A 16,560-nucleotide genomic window follows, 5' to 3' on the forward strand; every position below is an offset into this window, starting at 1 on the left:
CCCCCTTGAGGGGAGGGGTAAGGGGTGGGGGTCCGGCAACAAAAGAACTTTGGAGATAAGACCTCATCTCACGCCTCCTCGTACCGCTTCACGGTGAAGGGCTTCTTCGTGCCCGTCGTCTCGATGAAGAACCGCCGCAGCAGGTTCTTCGCCGCCAGCATGCGATACTCTGCCGAGGCGCGCATGTCACTGATCGGCTGGTAGTCCTCGTCATACGCGGCCAGCGCCGCCTCCACCGTCTCCTGGCTCCACGGCTGGCCCGTCAATGCGGCCTCCACGGCCCGCGCCCGCTTGGGCGTCGCGGCCATGCCGCCATAGGCGATGCGCGCCGAACTGACCGTTCCGCCCTCGATGCCGAGATGGAAGGCGCCGAGCGCGGCCGTGATGTCCTCGTCGCGGCGCTTGGTGACCTTGTAGACGGAGAAATGCGCACCGTCCTTCGGCAGCGGCACGTGAAGCGCTTCGACGAATTCACCGGGACGCCGGTCTTGCTTGCCGTAGGCGATGAAGAAATCCTCCAGCGGCACGCTGCGCCGCTCGCCGCCCCGGCGCAGTGTCACAGTCGCGCCGAGCGCGATCAGCGGCGGCGGCATGTCGCCGATGGGCGAGCCGTTTGCGATGTTGCCGCCGATCGTACCCATGTTGCGCACCTGATCGCCGCCGATCCGGTCGATGAGCGTTCCCAGCGCGGGGATACGCTGCGCCAGGAAGCTGCGCGCCTGGCTATAGCTGACGCCCGCACCGATGGTGACGAAGCCGTTCGCCTCGGAGATCGCCTGCAATTCCTGGAGCCCGCCGATGAACACCGCCGGCGATATCTCGCGCATGAACTTGGTCACCCAGAGGCCGACATCGGTGGACCCGGCAACGATGGTCGCGGCAGGCTCGGCTTCCAGCACCGCCGCCAGATCGTCGACCGAGGCGGGCACGACGAGCCGCTGGCGGCCCTCGCCGATCTCGACGCGCCGGCCATCGCGCATCGCTTTCAGGCGGGAGGCAACGGCATCTCGCTCCAGCGCAAGCGCGTCGGTGCCGCCCTGCCCGTAGGACGACACCGCGCGCGCAGCGCGGATGATCGCCTCATAGCCGGTGCAGCGGCACAGATTGCCCTGCAGAGCCTTCTCGATCTCTTCGTCGGAAGGATCGGGCGACCGCATCCACAGGCCGTAGAGCGACATGACGAAGCCCGGCGTGCAGAAACCGCATTGCGACCCGTGGAAATCCACCATGGCCTGCTGAACCGGATGTAGCGTGCCGTCGCGGCCCTTCAGATGTTCGACCGTGACGACATGGCAGCCGTCGAGCGATCCCAGGAAGCGGATGCAGGCATTGACGCCCTCATAGACGAGCTGCCCGCCGCAAAGCCGCCCGACCAGCACCGTGCACGCCCCGCAGTCACCCTCCGCGCAGCCTTCCTTGGTGCCGCGCAGCGACCGGCGCAGGCGCAGCCAGTCCAGCAGCGTCTCGTCCGGCGCGGCATCGGCCAGCGCGATCTCTTCGTCGTTCAGCAGGAAGCGGAGTCCGCGGCGAGCCTCGATCATCAGCTTCCCCTGTAGGTCGAGTAGCCGAAGGGCGAGATCAGCAGCGGCACGTGGTAATGCGTGTTCTCGGCCATGCCGAACCGGATGGGTATCTGGTCGAGGAAAAGCGGCTCAGGCAGCGTCGCCCCCGAGGCGCGCAGATAGTCTCCGGCGAAGAACACCAGCTCGTACTGCCCCGTCTCGAAGGCATCACCTTCAAGAAGCGGCGCGTCGCAGCGCCCGTCGGCGTTGGTGATGACGTCCTTGACCTTGCGGTGCGCGTTGCCGTCGACGCGGTAGAGCGCGATCTTCAGTCCCGCCGCCGGTCTGCCGGACGCCGTATCCAGAACGTGGGTCGTGAGCCTTCCGCCCGCTTCCTTCGCCATCGATCCTCCTTGTTGCCGTTGGCCGGCATTGTCTTTATCCAAACCTCGGCAGCCTATGCCATACAGGCATATAGGCCGAGGCCGGGCAGGACAAAAACACTTTCAAACTTTCCGGGGGGAATGTCCCGCCGGTTTTAAACTATCCTTGTGGTGTGACGAGGCGGAGAGGCAATGCGTTATCCCAGAGACATGCGCGGTTACGGGCAGAACCCGCCGGACCCGAAATGGCCGGGCGGCGCGCATGTGGCGGTGCAGTTCGTCGTCAATTACGAGGAAGGCGGTGAGAACTGCGTCCTGCATGGCGACGCCGCTTCCGAGGCATTCCTGTCGGAGATCGTGGGTGCTGCCCCGTGGCCCGGCAAGCGCCACTGGAACATGGAATCGATCTACGAATATGGCGCGCGCGCCGGCTTCTGGCGTCTGCACCGCATGTTCACGCAGGCCGCGATCCCCGTCACCGTCTACGGCGTGGCGACGGCACTGGCCCGCTCGCCCGATCAGGTGGCCGCGATGCAGCAGGCCGGCTGGGAGATTGCCAGCCACGGCCTGCGCTGGATCGACTATCGCGACCATGACGAGGAGGCCGAGCGTGCGGACCTGAATGAAGCGATCCGGCTGCACGCGGAAGTGACCGGCGAACGCCCCCGTGGCATGTATCTCGGCCGCACGTCGGTTTACACGGTGAGGCTTGCTGCGGCCGAAGGCGGCTTCGACTGGATTTCCGACACCTATGACGACGACCTGCCTTACTGGCTCGATCATGACGGCCACGGCAACGCCATCCCGCCGCAACTCGTCATCCCCTATACGCTCGACGCAAACGACATGCGGTTCGCCACGCCGCAGGGCTTCAATTCCGGCGACCAGTTCTTCGCCTATCTGAAGGACGCGTTCGACACCCTCTACGCCGAAGGACAGGCCGGGCATGCGGGCACGATGAGCATCGGCCTGCACTGCCGCCTGATCGGCCGGCCCGGACGCGCGGCCTCGCTGCAGAAATTCATCGACTACGTGAAGGGCCATGACAAGGTCTGGCTCCCGACGCGCGCCGACATCGCGCGGCATTGGCGCGAGACGCACCCCTACGCCTCGGCGGCATCGCGTCCCAGCCGCATGAGCCGGGAGGACTTCATCGCGAAGTTCGGCGGCATCTTCGAGCACTCGCCATGGATTGCCGAGCGCGCATTCGATCTGGAACTGGGGTCTGCGCACGACTCTGCCGGCGGCCTGCACAACGCGCTAGCGCGCATTTTCCGCACGGCCAGCGCGACGGAGCGTCTGGGTGTTCTCAATGCCCACCCGGACCTTGCCGGAAAGCTGGCGCAGGCTAAGCGGCTGACCGCGGAATCGACCGCCGAGCAGGCATCGGCCGGGCTGGATGCGCTGACCGACGACGAACGCACCGCCTTCACCAAACTGAACGAGGCCTACGTGTCCAAGTTCGGTTTTCCCTTCATCATCGCGGTGAAGGACAACACCAAAGCCAGCATTCTGGAAGCGTTCCATACCCGTATCGACAACGACCGTGAGACGGAATTCGCCACCGCCTGCAAGCAGGTGGAACGGATCGCAATGCTGCGTCTCAAGGACATCCTGCCCGCCTAGAGGAAATGACGATGGACGGCCGCACATACTACGCGCCGCATGGGGGCCTGCCCCCGCAAACCCAGCTGCACACCGGCCGCGCGGTCTTCACCGACGCCTATGCCGTTATACCCAAAGGCGTGATGAGCGACATCGTCACGAGTTGCCTGCCCTTCTGGGATGATACCCGCGTCTGGATACTCTCGCGTCCGCTATCCGGCTTCGCCGAGACGTTCTCGCAATACATCATGGAGGTCGGGCCCGCCGGCGGCAGCGAAAAGCCTGAGCCGGAGGCCGACGCCGAAGCGGTCCTGTTCGTGGCAGAGGGCGAGATCGTCGTTACCATCGATGGCCAGAAACGCACTCTCACCCCCGGCGGCTATGCCTATCTGCCTCCGGCCAGCGGGTGGACGCTGCGCAACGAAGGCACCGATACCGCCCGCTTCCACTGGATCAGAAAAGCCTACGAGTTCGTCGAGGGGCTCGACGCGCCCGATCCGCTGTTCCTCAACGAAAAGGATATCGCCCCCGCCGCCATGCCGGACACCAACGGCAGCTGGGCGACGACGCGTTTCGTGGACCCGGCAGACCTGCGCCACGACATGCACGTCACCATCGTCACCTTCCAGCCGGGCGGGCTCATCCCCTTCGAGGAGACGCACGTCATGGAGCACGGGCTCTACGTGCTCGAAGGCAAGGCGGTCTACAAGCTCAATCAGGACTGGGTGGAGGTCGAGGCCGGCGACTATATGTGGCTGCGCGCATTCTGCCCGCAGGCCTGCTATGCTGGCGGGCCGGGCGCTTTCCGCTACCTGCTCTACAAGGACGTCAACCGCCACGCCAAGCTGGCCTTCCGATGAACCGCATCGTCACCGCCAAACCGCTGACCCGCGCCGCCTTCGCCGAATTCGGCGACGTGCTGGATACGGACTGCGACACGCATTTTCCGATCAACAACGGCAAGTGCGAGCGCTATCACGATCTGGCGAAGGTGGAAGCGGAAGGGCCTAACGCACGTGTGCTGATTTCGCTGTTCAAGGGAACGCCCTACGAATTCCCGCTGAAGCTGACGATGGTCGAGCGCCATCCCTTCGGCAGCCAGGCCTTCATGCCTTTGTCGCCCGCTCCCTTTCTCGTCGTCGTCTGCCATGACGGGCCGGAAGGCCCGGCCGAACCTCAGGCTTTCGTCACCCGGCCGGGACAGGGCGTCAGCTACCCGCGCAATGTGTGGCACGGCGTGCTGACCCCCATCGGCGCACCGCAGGATTTTCTCGTGGTCGATCGCGGCGGCGACGGCACGAACCTCGAGGAACACCATTTCGACGAGCCGTGGGAAATCCGCCTTCCTGAATGACGTGGAAGGACTTTTTCCTGCCGCGCTGAAGCATTGAATTTCAAGGCCGTTCCGTGCGTGATACCCGCATGAAAACCGTCACCAGCTTTCCCCGCCAAATCGTCGAAACTCCCGATCTCGGCATCGTCATGCCGGATGGGTGCCGCCTGTCGGCGCGTGTGTGGATGCCACAGGACGCGGTGACAAACCCGGTGCCGGCGATCCTCGAACACCTGCCCTATCGCAAGCGTGACGGCACGACAGCGCGCGACAGCCTCACGCACCCCTATTTCGCCGGCCACGGCTATGCCTGCATCCGTGTCGACATGCGCGGCAACGGCGAATCCGAAGGGCTGATGCAGGACGAATATTCGCAGCAGGAATGGCAGGATGCCTGCGACGTCATCGCCTGGGCAGCAAGCCAGCCATGGTGCAACGGCAATGTCGGCATGATGGGCATTTCGTGGGGCGGCTTCAATTCGCTTCAGGTCGCGGCCATGCAGCCGCCCGCGCTCAAGGCCATCATCACGCTGTGTTCGACCGACGACCGCTACGCCGATGACATCCACTACAAGGGTGGCCTGCCTCTCAACGAGAACATGGGCTGGGGCGCGACCATGCTGTCCTATTCCTCGCGCCCGCCGGACCCGGCACTGGTGGGCGACAAATGGCGCGATATGTGGCTGGACCGACTGGAGAACGAGCCGTTCCTGCCTGCCGTCTGGCTCGCGCACCAGACGCGCGACGCGTACTGGAAACGCGGCTCGGTCTGCGAGGATTTTTCGAAGATCAGGGCCGCGACGCTGGCCGTCGGCGGCTGGGGCGACGCCTACAAGAACACCGTCTCGCGCCTCGTTTCCGGCATCACCAATGCGCCCGCCAAGGGCATCGTCGGACCGTGGATACACAAATACCCGCATTTCGCCGTGCCGCAGCCGTCGATCGGCTTCCTGCAGGAAGCGCTGCGCTGGTGGGACCGGTGGCTGAAAGGGATCGACACTGGCGTCGAGAACGATCCGGCGATGCGGCTCTATGTGATGGATTCTGTGCCGCCCCGCGACTGGTACGAGGAACGCCCCGGCCGCTGGATCGCCGAGCGGGAATGGCCTTCTCCTTCCATTCCACTCCGCAGCCTGTCGCTCGGTGGAGACCTGAGATCAGAGGATGCATTACCCGCGACGGTCGCCTCGCCGCAGGATACCGGTCTCGCCTCGGGTGAATATTGCGCCATCTGGCTCGGCCCCGAGATGCCGGGCGACCAGCGCGACGACGACGCGAAGTCGCTGTGTTTCGACATGGAAGTGTCTGACGATATCGAAATCGTCGGCGCGCCCGTCATCGGCCTGAAACTGTCTGCCGACAAACCGTCGGCCATGGTCGCGGTGCGTCTATGCGACGTTCGCCCCGACGGCGCCTCGACGCGCATCTCCTACGGCTTGTTCAACCTGACGCACCGCGAAAGCAACGAGTTTCCGCAGCCGGTCGTGCCCGGCGAGATCATGGACATCTCGTTCAAGCTGGACGACATCGCCTACCGCGTGCCTGCCGGGCACCGCCTGCGTGTCGCGATCTCGTCCGCCTGCTGGCCGCTGGTGTGGCCATCGCCCGAAGCGGCAGCGCTGACGATCCTCGGCGGCGAGCTGGCGCTGCCTTTGCGCCAACCCGGCACGGAGGCCCAATGGACTTTCGAGGAACCGGAGGGCGCCTCCCCATGGCGTACCGAGACGCTGCGCCCGAGCGCCAACAGCCGATCGTTCGAACGGGATCAAGCGACCGGCGAGGTGAGCCTCGTCATCCGCGACGATTTCGGCGAGGTGCGCGATCTCGATCACGGGCTGATCCACGGCGAGATCGCGCGCGAACGCTGGACGATCCAGCCCGACGATCCGCTGTCGGCGCACGGGGAAACGCACTGGACCCAGACCTATGCGCGCGACGACGGCTGGTCGGTGCGCACCGAGACCCTCGCCGGCATGACCTCGACCGCCGACGCTTTTCACCTGAAAGGACGGATCGAGGCCTACGAAGGCGACCGTCTGGTGTTTGAGCGCGACTTCGACGAGACGCTGCCGCGAAACGGCGTTTGATTTTCAGTAATGCCAGTGCCTCTGGCCGAGCGCATGCACCGCGTCGCATATCCGCGAGAAGCTGGCGGCGGCGCGCGGCACGGAATGGCGGGCGCGCAGATAGCCGTGCACCAGCCCCTGCTCGTCGAACCACACGGCCCTGCCGCCCGCCGCGACGATGCGGTCACGATAGGCCTCGGCGTCGGACGCCAGTGGGTCGCACTGGGCCGTGACGATGACGGTCGGGGGCAGCATTGAAAAATCGGTGTCCGCAAGCGGCGAAAAGCTCACGTCGCCTGCGACATCGCGGCCTGCCGCGCGCATCCCGGCATAGTATTGAACGTCGCGCGTCGTCAGCATCGGCGCTTCGGCGTGCTCGACATAGGAGCCGGCGGTCTCGTCGCCGCCAAGGCCGGGATAGATCAGCACCTGCCCGGCGGGCGCGCGGGCATGACCTCGCGAGAAATGCGCTACGGCGGCCGCGAGATTTCCGCCGGCCGAATCGCCGGCAAGCACGATGGCCCGGTCGTAGCGCGCTGAGGCCCAGTCGAATGCCGCCATCGCGTCGTCGAAGGCGGCGGGGTGGGTGTGCTCGGGAACCAGCCGGTAGTCGACCGAAACCACTTCGTATCCCGTGCTCCCGCAAAGCTCGGCGCAGACATCGTCATGGCTGTCTAGCCCGCCGAGAATGCACCCGCCGCCGTGGAAATAAAGCACCACCGCTGCATTGTCGGGTTGGGCACGGCGATAGATGCGGACCGGAATGCGGCCGCCGATGCTCATCGTCTCGGCCGTGACGTTTTCGGGGTAGCCGGCATGAAACTCTCGGCACATGCGGTCGTAGATCGCGCGCTGTTCGCCGATGCCGTGGTCGACCGTATCGGCCGGGTAGAAGCTGTTCGTACGCTCGATGAACGCCCACGTCTCGGCGTCGATCAGCTTCGAATAATCGGGCACGTCAGCGTCCCTTCCACACCGGCTCGCGCTTTTCGGCAAAGGCGCGGAAACCCTCCATCCCGTCCTCCGAATCGTAGAGTTCGTCCACGGTGCGGAACTTGCGCTTGGTGATGCGGTTCATCGCGTCCTGGAAGGTCATCGCCTCGGCTTCGCGCGCCACCTCCTTGATGGCGGCGAAGACCAGCGGCGGGCCGGACGCCAGCAGCCGCGCCACATCCCACACGCGTTCCTCGAGCTGGCTGGGCGGATGCACCTCGTTGACCAGCCCCCAGCGATGCGCTTCCAGCGCATCCATCCAGCGGCCGGTGAGCAGCAAATCCATCGCGACGTGATAGGGCATGCGCTTGGGCAGCTTCACGGTCGCAGCATCGGCCAAAGTGCCGGCGCGGATTTCCGGCAGCGCGAAGGATGAGGTCTCGGAAGCGTAGATGAGATCGCACGACAGCGCCAGCTCGAACCCGCCGCCGACCGCCATGCCGTGCACGCAAGCGATGACCGGCTTGTTAAGGTCGCGCAGTTCCTGCAGGCCGCCGAAGCCGCCGACGCCATAATCGCCGTCCACTGCATCGCCGTTCGCGGCTGCCTTGAGATCCCAGCCTGCGGAGAAGAACTTGTCGCCCGCAGTCCTGACGATCGCGACCCGCAATTCCGGATCGTCGCGAAACGACTGGAACGTCCTGCCTAGCAGCCTGCTGGTGGCGAGGTCGATCGCGTTGGCCTTGGGCCGGTCCAGCGTGACCTCCAGGATGGTGCCCTCGCGGCGGGTTTTGACCACGTCTTCCATGCAAGCTACTCCCTTGTCACCAGCAGCGCGTCTGCGATCCACGCGCCCTTGCCACTCTCGCAGACGATCAGCGGGTTGATGTCCAGTTCCTCGATCAGGTCCGCATTGTCGACCGCGAAGGCGGCAATGCCAAGGATGGCGTCGATTGCCGCCCCGAGATCGGCCTTTGGCCTGCCGCGGTAGCCGTCCAGGAGCGGAAACAGCCTGAGGCTGCGCAGAGCGGCGTCGACCTCTTCTCGCGAGGCGGGCAGCAGCAGCGTGGCCGAATCTTTCAGGAGTTCAACCAGAACCCCGCCCGTCCCGATGGTCATGACCGGACCGAACAGCGGATCGCGCGTCACGCCGACGATCAGTTCGGCGACGCCGCCCTCGACCATGCGCTCGACATACAGGCCGGTGCCGAGCGGCAGAAGGCCGCGCGCCGCGCCCGTCACCGTCATCTCGTCGGGCAGGTTGAGACGCACCGCGCCATGCTCCGACTTGTGTGCCAGCCCAAGCGCCTTCACGGCAACCGGATACCCCATCTCGCGCGCCACCTGCACCGCTTCCTCGACGCCCGAGACACGCCGGCCTTGCGGAATTGGGAGCCCGGTTCGGGCAAGCAATGCCTTCGCTTCGGCCTCGTCCAACTGGCGGCCTTCCTGCGCGCGTTGCGGCAGCTCGCTACCCCCGCCCCGTACCCCTCCGCTCAAGGGGGAGGGGCTCACCAACGTGCCAGAATCCCCCTCCCCCTTGAGCGGAGGGGTACGGAGTGGGGGTGCGTCCAGATGTGACCGACCTGACCCGTTCGCCCGCCTCCAGGCCTCGCCGATGAACGCCGCAGCTTCCGCCGCATCCATGGCTTCCGGTATGCCGTAAAGCGGCACGATGCCGCGCGCCATCAGACCGGCGCAGTAGTCTTCCGGCAGGTTTTCGGGCATCGACGCGACGATGGCGCCGGCAGCCTCGTTGGTTTTCAGCGCACTCTCGAAAGCGCTGACCGTCGGCCACCAGTCGGCGTCCGAGCAGCGGTCTGCACGTGGGAAATCCAGCACCAGCATGTTGAGGTCGAAGCCGCCCGACACGAAGGCGTTGAAGGCCGCCGTCATCGCCGCTTCGTCGTTCCAGATGAAGGTGTGGTAGTCGAGCGGATTGGCGATGGCGACGAGCGGGCCCAACGTCGCGCCCACCCTGTCCTTGTGTTCATTGCTCAATGCCGGGAACAAGACCTTCCGGCCCTCCGCCGCGTCCGCCATCACCGAGGCTTCGCCGCCCGAACAGCTCATCGACGAGATGCGATTGCCCGTCAGCGGCCCGCTAGCGTGCAAGAGCTTCAGCGTCTCCAGGAATGACGGGATGGTGTCGACACGCGCGATGCCCAGCCGTCTCAGAAACGCATCCGACGCGGCGTCCGAACCGGCCAGCGAGGCGGTGTGCGAGACGGTTGCGGCGCGCGCCTGCGCGGAACGGCCGACCTTCATCGCGACAATGGGCTTGCGCAGTTCGCGCGCACGCGTCGCCAGCCGCTCGAAACCGGAAATGGCGTCGAACCCTTCGATATGCAGCCCGAGCGCGGAAACACGCGGGTCCTCGATCAGCCCCAGCGCCATTTCCGACAGTCCGGTCTGCGCCTGATTTCCGGCGGTCATCAGATAGGCGAGCGGCAGGCCGCGCCGCTGCATCGTCATGTTGATGGCGATGTTGGAAGACTGGGTGATGATAGCGACGCCGCGCTCACCCTCGGCCAGACGCACACCGCCATGCTGGTCGGGCCACAAAAGCGCGCCGTCGGCGTAGTTGATGAGCCCGTAGCAGTTGGGGCCGATGATCGGCATGTCGCCGGCGGCTTCGATCAGTTCCCGCTGAAGCCGCGCACCGTCCGCATCATCCGCGCCTGCTTCCAGAAACCCCGCCGCAAAGCACACCGCACCGCCCGCACCGCGCGCAGCCAGTTGCCTGACGATGTCGATCGTGGCGAAACGGTTGACCCCGATAAAGGTGGCATCGGGCGCAGTCGGAAGGTCGGCGACGGAGGCATACGCCTTCACGCCCGCCACCTCCGCGCGGCTCGGGTGCACCGGCCAGACCTCGCCTGAAAACCCCATTTTCAGGCATTGCCTGACGACGTTGGGCGCAAAGCCGCCGCCGCCGATAACGGCAATGGTGCGCGGCCGTAGCAGGCGTTCGAGACGGGTCATGGCGACGTCTCAAGCGTCGCCGGCAATGGTGCGGGGTTTCCAGCGAGATTTGCCAGTTCGGCAGCATATTCCTCGACTGCTCCGCAGCCCTTGGGGCTGAGCGCGTAGATGCCGGTCTGGACCCGCTCGAACCAGCCGTAGTGATTGTCGGCCATGAGCCGTCTTGCGTGGATGACGTTCGTCTGCTTCGCCACATGCGCCGCCTTTGCCGGCCCCACATCGCTCAACAGCTTGAGGCACAGCAGCGCATCCTGCCTGTACGCGGTGACAACGCCGCGCCGGGTCGCGCCGCCCCTGTTCGGGTCACCGACGAGCCTGGCGAACTCACGCAGCAGCCTTGTCTTGCGCGGTTTCGACTGCCGAGGCCTGTAAGGCTCCGGGTCGCAATGCAGCTCGACCAGCCCGTCGGCAAGGCGCACCGTCATCAGGCCGAGGCCGAGCCGCCGGCACATCGCACGATTCTGGGACAGAGCCTTGAGGCCGGCCCTCCCGCCCGAATGCGGCACGGCGACATAGACCGCGTCCGTCAGCGCCTGGCGCTGGATAGCCTGATGGAACAGGGACAGCGAGAAGCCGGTTTTCAGCTCGACGATCACCGGCTCCTCGTCGCCGCGCATCGCCACGACATCGACGGCGCCGATTTCGCCCTTGACGGTATAGCCCTGCCCTTCCAGCAAGCGCTTTACCGGCAGGTACAGGTCCGTCTCCTTCACACTTGCCATCCCGGCCGTCGCCTCATCCGCCAACCGCCCGCAAAAGCGCGCGGCTGATGATGTGCCGCTGGATTTCGCTCGTGCCTTCCCAGATGCGTTCCACCCGCGCGTCGCGCCAGATGCGCTCCAGCGGCAGTTCGTCCATGAGGCCCATGCCGCCATGAATCTGGATCGCTTCGTCGGCGACGAAGGCGAGCATCTCGGTCGCCTTGAGCTTGGCCATCGCCATGTCCTCGTCGGTGACCGTTCCGGCGTCGTATTTCCAGCCGGCCTCGAAAGTCAGCAGGTTTGCGGCCTTCAGTTCCGTCGCCATGTCGGCAAGCTTGAACGAAACGCCCTGAAACTTGCCGATCTGCTGGCCGAACTGCTGCCGCTGCGCTGCGTATTCTATCGCATGACCGAGCGCCCGCTCGGCGCGGCCGAGGCAGGTCGCCGCCACCTGAAGCCGCGTCGCCCCCAACCAGGAATTGGCGACCTCGAAGCCCTTGTGCACCTCGCCCAGAACCTGTTCCTTCGGCAGGCGGCAGTCGTCGAACTCCAGCACCGAATTGGTGTAGCCGCGATGCGAAACGTTGCGGTAGCCGTCGCGCACGGTGAAGCCCGGCGTGCCCTTGTCGACGAAGAAGGCGGTGATCTTCTTTCGCCTGCCCCCTCTTGAACCGGGACCCGGCGTTTCCTCCTCGCCGGACGCCATGAAGACGATCGCGAACCCTGCAATGTCGGCATGGCTGATGAAATGCTTGGTGCCGTTGAGCACCCAGTCGTCACCGTCCTGAAAGGCCGTCGCCTTCATGCCGCGCAGGTCGGAGCCCGCGCCCGGCTCGGTCATGGCCAGGCAATCCCAGGTTTCACCTCGCATGCAGGGATAGAGGTACTTCTCGCGCTGCTCGGGCGTTCCGGCCAGCAGAATGTTCGACGGCCGCGCCACGCAGGTCCAGTGCAGCGCGTAGTTTGCCCGACCGAGTTCCTTTTCGTAGAGCAGCCACGTCAGCGTATCGAGCCCTGCACCGCCGACTTCTTCCGGCATGTTGGCTGCGTAGAGCCCGGCCGCGATGGCCTTCTCCTTGATCTCCTCGATCAGGTCGCGGCGCAGCACGCCCGTCCGCTCCACTTCGGCCTCGTGCGGGTAGAGTTCGTTTTCCACGAAGGCCCGCGTCGTGTCGACGATGAGCTGCTGTTCCTCGGTCAGGCCGAAATGCATGATGCGGCCTCCGCAGTTGCTATGCCGGCACCCCCACCCTCTATCCCTCCCCTCAAGGGGGTGGGAGACATCAGCGCCTCAGAATCCCCTCCCCCTTGAGGGGAGGGGTAAGGGGTGGGGGGTTTGCTGCGGATGCCGTCAGCCGATCCGTTCATCCCTTTAGCCCTTCTTCTTCTTCGGCTTCTCTGCTTTGGCCTTCTCGGCAGCCACGGAAGCCTTCGCAGGCTTCGCCAGCTTGGCGAGCTGCTTCGTGTAGGCGTTGTGCAGTTCTCCGGCACCCCAGCCCTTGCCCTTGTTCTGGCGGCCCAGCGCCTCCATGATCGCCACCAGATTGTCGTCGCGGATCTTTTCCAGCTCGCGGATCGACCAGCGGTCGGACTGTTCGTCGGACTGGGTAGCGATCAGGTCGACAAGCTCGTCGTTGAACTCCGGCACGTCCATCAGCTTGGTCCACGGCCAGGACAGGCACGGCCCGAACTGCGCCATGAAGTGACGCATGCCGGCCTCGCCGCCAGCGACGCGATAAATCTGGAACATGCCCATCTGCGCCCAGCGCAGGCCGAAGCCGTAGCGCATGATGTCGTCCAGCTCCTCGACCGTGCAGATGCCGTCCTTGATGAGCCACAGCGCCTCGCGCCACATCGCCTCCAGCAGCCTGTCGCCCACGAAGGCCTCGATCTCCTTGCGGATGACCACCGGCTTCATGCCGATGGAGGCGTAGAGCGTCCTGGCCTTCTCGACCGCTTCCGCCGAAGTCTGCTCCCCACCGACGATCTCCACCAGCGGCAACAGGTAGACCGGATTGAACGGATGGCCGACGACCAGCCGCCCGGGATGCTTCTTCATCGCCGGCTGCATGTCGGTGGGCTTGATGCCCGACGTGGAGGACCCGATGATCGCGGCGGGCGGCGCATGCGTGTCGATCTCGGCCAGCACCCTGTGTTTCAGGTCCAGCCGCTCGGGCACGCTCTCCTGGATGAATTGCGCGCCGGCAACCGCGTCGGCAATGGTCTTGGCGTAGGTGATCTTGCCTTCCTTCGGAAGGCCGTCCGGCAGCATTTTCCTGTATGCCCGCCGTGCGCCCTTCAGCACCTCGCCTACCTTCCGGTCGGCTTCGGGGTCGGGATCGTAGATGCAGACATCGATGCCGTTCAAAACCAGCCGCGCGACCCATCCCGCGCCGATGACACCGCCTCCGATGCAGGCCGCCTTGGTGATCGTACTCATCGCTTCCTCCACGAAAATAATCAGGCGGCCACCGGCGCGCGCTTGGTGAGGCCCAGCTTCTTGCGAACCTCGTCGGGCCCGATCACGCGGGCGCCGAGGTTTTCGACGACGGTGACCGCACGCTCCACGAGCTGCGCGTTGGTGGCCAGCACGCCCTTGTCGAGCCACAGATTGTCTTCCAGCCCGACGCGCACATTGCCGCCTGCCAGCACCGCTGCCGCCACATAGGCCATCTGGCTGCGGCCGAGCGAGAAGGCCGAGAAGGTCCACTCCTTCGGCACGTTGTTGACCATCGCCATGAAGGTGTTGAGGTCGTCGGGCGCACCCCACGGCACGCCCATGCACAGCTGCACCAGAGCATCGGGCTTCAACACGCCTTCCTCGACGAGCTGCCTGGCGAACCACAAATGGCCGGTATCGAACGCCTCGATCTCGGGCTTCACGCCCATCGCGGTCATCAGCCCGCCCATGGCGCGCAGCATGCCGGGCGTGTTGGTCATCACGTAATCGGCCTCGGCGAAGTTCATCGTGCCGCAGTCGAGCGTGCAGATTTCGGGCAGGCACTGGCGCACGTGCTCAACGCGCTCCGAAGCGCCCGCCATGTCGGTGCCCTTTTCCTTAAGCGGCAGCGGGCTTTCGACACCGCCGAACACCATGTCCCCGCCCATGCCGGCGGTCAGGTTCAGCACGACATCGACCTCCGCATCGCGGATGCGCTCCGTCACTTCGCGGTAAAGCTGGATATCGCGACGCGGCGCGCCGGTCTCCGGATCGCGCACATGGCAGTGCACGATGGCCGCACCCGCCCTGGCCGCATCGATGGCGGCATCCGCGATCTGCTTCGGCGAGCGCGGCACGTGCGGGCTGCGGTCCTGCGTGCCGCCCGAGCCGGTCACGGCACAGGTAATGAAGACTTCGCGGTTCATGGCGAGCGGCATGGCGACCTCCCCTGTTTGTCGTTCTCGCAGCATGCCCGACTTGCAAGCCCATGTTTTCCAAATTACGAATTTGAATTGATGAATAGCGAACCATCTTCGATCTTTCGCGCCGATACTACGCCGCTTCGGCTGACCTTCCTGATCTTCTCGGGCTCGTCGGTCATGTGCGTGGCATCGGCCATCGACCCGCTGCGCGCGGCCAACCGCATCGCCGGCTCCGTGCTGTTCGACTGGAAGATCGTATCGGCGGATGGCGAGCCTCCGCTGACGACCGCCGGCCTGCCGATCGCCGCCAGCGGCCGTTTCGACGCCAGCGCGCCGACCGACGTGATCGTGGTGGTCGGCGGGTTCGGCACGCGACTGCAGGCAACGCCGTCGCTGGTGGCCGGCCTGCGGCGCGCCGCCCGCTCGGCACGCGCCGTGTGCGGCGTGGAAGCCGGCACATGGCTCCTGGGCCGCGCCGGTCTGCTGGAAGACCGGGCCGCCACGACGCACTGGGAGGACATGGAGGATTTCGCGGCCGCCTTCCCAGGCTGCGACCTGCGGCCGGACCGATACGTCATCGACGGGCCGGTCATCACCGCCGGCGGCGCATCGCCGGTGTTCGACCTGATGCTGCATCTGGTGCGCTCGCGCCTCGGCATGGCAGTCGCACTCGATGTCGCCAGCGTCTTCATCTACGATCAGGCGCGTGCGGCGACCGACGCCCAGCCGCTGGTCTCTCTGGGACGGCTCGATGGCTACGATCCCCGGCTGGCGCAGGCGATCCGCCTGATGGAAACGCATGTCGACCGGCCGCTCACCATTGCCGCGATTGCGCGACGAGCAGGCGTCACGGCGCGAACGCTCGAGAAGATTTTCGCGTCCGCCATCGGCGAGACGCCGGGCGCCTACTATCTGCGGCTGAGGCTCAATGCGGCGCGCAGGCTTGTGCTCGACACGGCCGAACCGATGGCCGACATCGCGGCCCGCACCGGTTTTTCCAGTGCGGCATCATTCAGCCGCGCCTTTTCCCACGCCTTCGGGGTGCCGCCCACGAGGATGCGGCGGGGATAAAGATCACCGCTCCCCCAAGCGGCCGGAAACCTCAAGCGGCTAGCTTTCCAGATGTGCCGTCATATCCATGCGCCGATGCAGTATCCGGATCACGTCGATAGTCGTCGGCGAATGGCGAAAAACGATGAGATGAGCCCCGGCGGGCAGCGCCAGATAGTTGCTTCGGACCTGGTCGATCCGGCGCCCCTTTGACGTGCCGCTGCAAAGATCGTTCACGGCGTCGATGAGTTCGCGCGTGTAGCGATCTGCCTGATCGACGCTCCAGCGATCCGCTGTGTAATCCCAGATGGAACTGAGGTCGGCGCGCGCGGCAGGCGATAGGCGATATCGCCTCAAGCGTTGCGTTCGCGCCGCTTGCGGCTGAGGAAGTCCTCGACGTCGAAGGCTTCGGGCTCGCCGCTGGCCTCCCCGGCTATGATGGCCGCGCGCAGTTTTTCGATCTGAAGTTCGCGTTCTTCCAGAAGCCGCAGTCCGGCGCGAACGACCTCACTGGCCGTCGCGTATCGTCCGTCGCCGACCTGCTTTTCTACGAAGCCGGCAAAGTGCTCCCCCAGGGAAATGGACGTATTCCGGCTCATGGCATCACCTCTGATACCAAAAAATGATACATCCACCGGT

General features: G+C 65.5%; 16 protein-coding genes. 5 read left to right on the plus strand and 11 right to left on the minus strand.

Annotation, left to right across the window (positions count from 1 at the left end; translation table 11 throughout):
- Positions 1-68: 68 nt before the first annotated feature.
- The gene (gene xdhA / locus FY036_RS20595) at positions 69-1,541 is read right to left on the minus strand and encodes a xanthine dehydrogenase small subunit (protein WP_148916636.1); all 1,473 of its coding nucleotides are present in this window, start codon (positions 1,539-1,541) and stop codon (positions 69-71) included.
- Positions 1,541-1,906, minus strand: coding sequence for a hydroxyisourate hydrolase (gene uraH / locus FY036_RS20600; RefSeq protein WP_148916637.1), 366 nt, complete (start codon positions 1,904-1,906; stop codon positions 1,541-1,543). The genes xdhA and uraH overlap by 1 nt, the downstream gene beginning before the upstream one ends.
- 171 nt (positions 1,907-2,077) lie before the next feature.
- Here uraH and puuE point away from each other — a divergent pair, with 171 nt between their 5' ends.
- The 4 genes from puuE (at position 2,078) to FY036_RS20620 (ending at position 6,910) form a co-directional block, all read left to right on the plus strand.
- Entirely contained in the window at positions 2,078-3,511 is a 1,434-nt protein-coding gene (puuE, locus tag FY036_RS20605; protein ID WP_148916638.1) for an allantoinase PuuE, read from the plus strand.
- An 11-nt stretch (positions 3,512-3,522) separates the two neighbouring features.
- A complete protein-coding gene (locus tag FY036_RS20610) occupies positions 3,523-4,350 on the plus strand; it encodes a bifunctional allantoicase/(S)-ureidoglycine aminohydrolase (RefSeq protein ID WP_148916639.1) in 828 nt (275 codons plus the stop codon).
- Positions 4,347-4,844, plus strand: coding sequence for an ureidoglycolate lyase (locus tag FY036_RS20615; RefSeq protein ID WP_148916640.1), 498 nt, complete (start codon positions 4,347-4,349; stop codon positions 4,842-4,844). The genes FY036_RS20610 and FY036_RS20615 overlap by 4 nt, the downstream gene beginning before the upstream one ends.
- Before the next feature lie 68 nt (positions 4,845-4,912).
- The gene (locus tag FY036_RS20620) at positions 4,913-6,910 is read left to right on the plus strand and encodes a CocE/NonD family hydrolase (protein ID WP_148916641.1); all 1,998 of its coding nucleotides are present in this window, start codon (positions 4,913-4,915) and stop codon (positions 6,908-6,910) included.
- Between the two features lie 3 nt (positions 6,911-6,913).
- Here FY036_RS20620 and FY036_RS20625 read toward each other — a convergent pair whose 3' ends face one another.
- The 7 genes from FY036_RS20625 to FY036_RS20655 form a co-directional block, all read right to left on the minus strand.
- Entirely contained in the window at positions 6,914-7,846 is a 933-nt protein-coding gene (locus FY036_RS20625) for an alpha/beta hydrolase (protein WP_148916642.1), read from the minus strand.
- Between the two features lies 1 nt (position 7,847).
- Complete coding sequence (locus tag FY036_RS20630; RefSeq protein ID WP_148916643.1) at positions 7,848-8,630, minus strand: carnitinyl-CoA dehydratase; 783 nt, start codon at positions 8,628-8,630, stop codon at positions 7,848-7,850.
- 5 nt (positions 8,631-8,635) lie between these two features.
- Complete coding sequence (locus FY036_RS20635; RefSeq protein WP_148916644.1) at positions 8,636-10,807, minus strand: acetate--CoA ligase family protein; 2,172 nt, start codon at positions 10,805-10,807, stop codon at positions 8,636-8,638.
- Positions 10,804-11,529 (minus strand): DUF2161 domain-containing phosphodiesterase, encoded by a 726-nt coding sequence (locus FY036_RS20640; protein WP_201744819.1) that lies wholly within the window; start codon positions 11,527-11,529, stop codon positions 10,804-10,806. Before FY036_RS20640 ends, FY036_RS20635 begins: the two co-directional genes overlap by 4 nt.
- A 13-nt stretch (positions 11,530-11,542) precedes the next feature.
- Positions 11,543-12,721 carry an acyl-CoA dehydrogenase family protein gene (locus tag FY036_RS20645; RefSeq protein ID WP_148916645.1) on the minus strand — a complete coding sequence of 393 codons (1,179 nt, stop codon included), beginning with the start codon at positions 12,719-12,721 and terminating at the stop codon, positions 11,543-11,545.
- Between the two features lie 159 nt (positions 12,722-12,880).
- A complete protein-coding gene (locus FY036_RS20650; RefSeq protein ID WP_148916646.1) occupies positions 12,881-13,948 on the minus strand; it encodes a 3-hydroxyacyl-CoA dehydrogenase NAD-binding domain-containing protein in 1,068 nt (355 codons plus the stop codon).
- Between the two features lie 20 nt (positions 13,949-13,968).
- Positions 13,969-14,886 (minus strand): BKACE family enzyme, encoded by a 918-nt coding sequence (locus tag FY036_RS20655; protein ID WP_148916647.1) that lies wholly within the window; start codon positions 14,884-14,886, stop codon positions 13,969-13,971.
- A 78-nt stretch (positions 14,887-14,964) separates the two neighbouring features.
- On the opposite strand from FY036_RS20655, the gene FY036_RS20660 reads away from it, so the two are divergent.
- A complete protein-coding gene (locus tag FY036_RS20660) occupies positions 14,965-15,942 on the plus strand; it encodes a GlxA family transcriptional regulator (RefSeq protein ID WP_148916648.1) in 978 nt (325 codons plus the stop codon).
- A gap of 39 nt (positions 15,943-15,981) precedes the next feature.
- Here the strand turns inward: FY036_RS20660 and FY036_RS20665 are convergent, their stop codons facing one another.
- Both FY036_RS20665 and FY036_RS20670 read right to left on the minus strand, forming a co-directional pair.
- Complete coding sequence (locus FY036_RS20665; protein WP_148916649.1) at positions 15,982-16,278, minus strand: type II toxin-antitoxin system RelE/ParE family toxin; 297 nt, start codon at positions 16,276-16,278, stop codon at positions 15,982-15,984.
- Positions 16,275-16,520 carry a type II toxin-antitoxin system ParD family antitoxin gene (locus FY036_RS20670; RefSeq protein WP_148916650.1) on the minus strand — a complete coding sequence of 82 codons (246 nt, stop codon included), beginning with the start codon at positions 16,518-16,520 and terminating at the stop codon, positions 16,275-16,277. The genes FY036_RS20665 and FY036_RS20670 overlap by 4 nt, the downstream gene beginning before the upstream one ends.
- Between the last annotated feature and the right edge of the window lie 40 nt (positions 16,521-16,560).

Source organism: Neoaquamicrobium microcysteis, assembly GCF_008180155.1.
Classification (GTDB): Bacteria; Pseudomonadota; Alphaproteobacteria; order Rhizobiales; family Rhizobiaceae; genus Aerobium; species Aerobium microcysteis.

Coding starts and splice junctions, on each gene's coding strand:
- xdhA (WP_148916636.1), bottom strand. CDS start 1,541: ATGATCGAGGCTCGCCGCGGACTCCGCTTCCTGCTGAACGACGAAGAG.
- uraH (WP_148916637.1), bottom strand. CDS start 1,906: ATGGCGAAGGAAGCGGGCGGAAGGCTCACGACCCACGTTCTGGATACG.
- puuE (WP_148916638.1), top strand. CDS start 2,078: ATGCGTTATCCCAGAGACATGCGCGGTTACGGGCAGAACCCGCCGGAC.
- FY036_RS20610 (WP_148916639.1), top strand. CDS start 3,523: ATGGACGGCCGCACATACTACGCGCCGCATGGGGGCCTGCCCCCGCAA.
- FY036_RS20615 (WP_148916640.1), top strand. CDS start 4,347: ATGAACCGCATCGTCACCGCCAAACCGCTGACCCGCGCCGCCTTCGCC.
- FY036_RS20620 (WP_148916641.1), top strand. CDS start 4,913: ATGAAAACCGTCACCAGCTTTCCCCGCCAAATCGTCGAAACTCCCGAT.
- FY036_RS20630 (WP_148916643.1), bottom strand. CDS start 8,630: ATGGAAGACGTGGTCAAAACCCGCCGCGAGGGCACCATCCTGGAGGTC.
- FY036_RS20635 (WP_148916644.1), bottom strand. CDS start 10,807: ATGACCCGTCTCGAACGCCTGCTACGGCCGCGCACCATTGCCGTTATC.
- FY036_RS20640 (WP_201744819.1), bottom strand. CDS start 11,529: ATGGCAAGTGTGAAGGAGACGGACCTGTACCTGCCGGTAAAGCGCTTG.
- FY036_RS20645 (WP_148916645.1), bottom strand. CDS start 12,721: ATGCATTTCGGCCTGACCGAGGAACAGCAGCTCATCGTCGACACGACG.
- FY036_RS20650 (WP_148916646.1), bottom strand. CDS start 13,948: ATGAGTACGATCACCAAGGCGGCCTGCATCGGAGGCGGTGTCATCGGC.
- FY036_RS20655 (WP_148916647.1), bottom strand. CDS start 14,886: ATGCCGCTCGCCATGAACCGCGAAGTCTTCATTACCTGTGCCGTGACC.
- FY036_RS20660 (WP_148916648.1), top strand. CDS start 14,965: ATGAATAGCGAACCATCTTCGATCTTTCGCGCCGATACTACGCCGCTT.
- FY036_RS20670 (WP_148916650.1), bottom strand. CDS start 16,520: ATGAGCCGGAATACGTCCATTTCCCTGGGGGAGCACTTTGCCGGCTTC.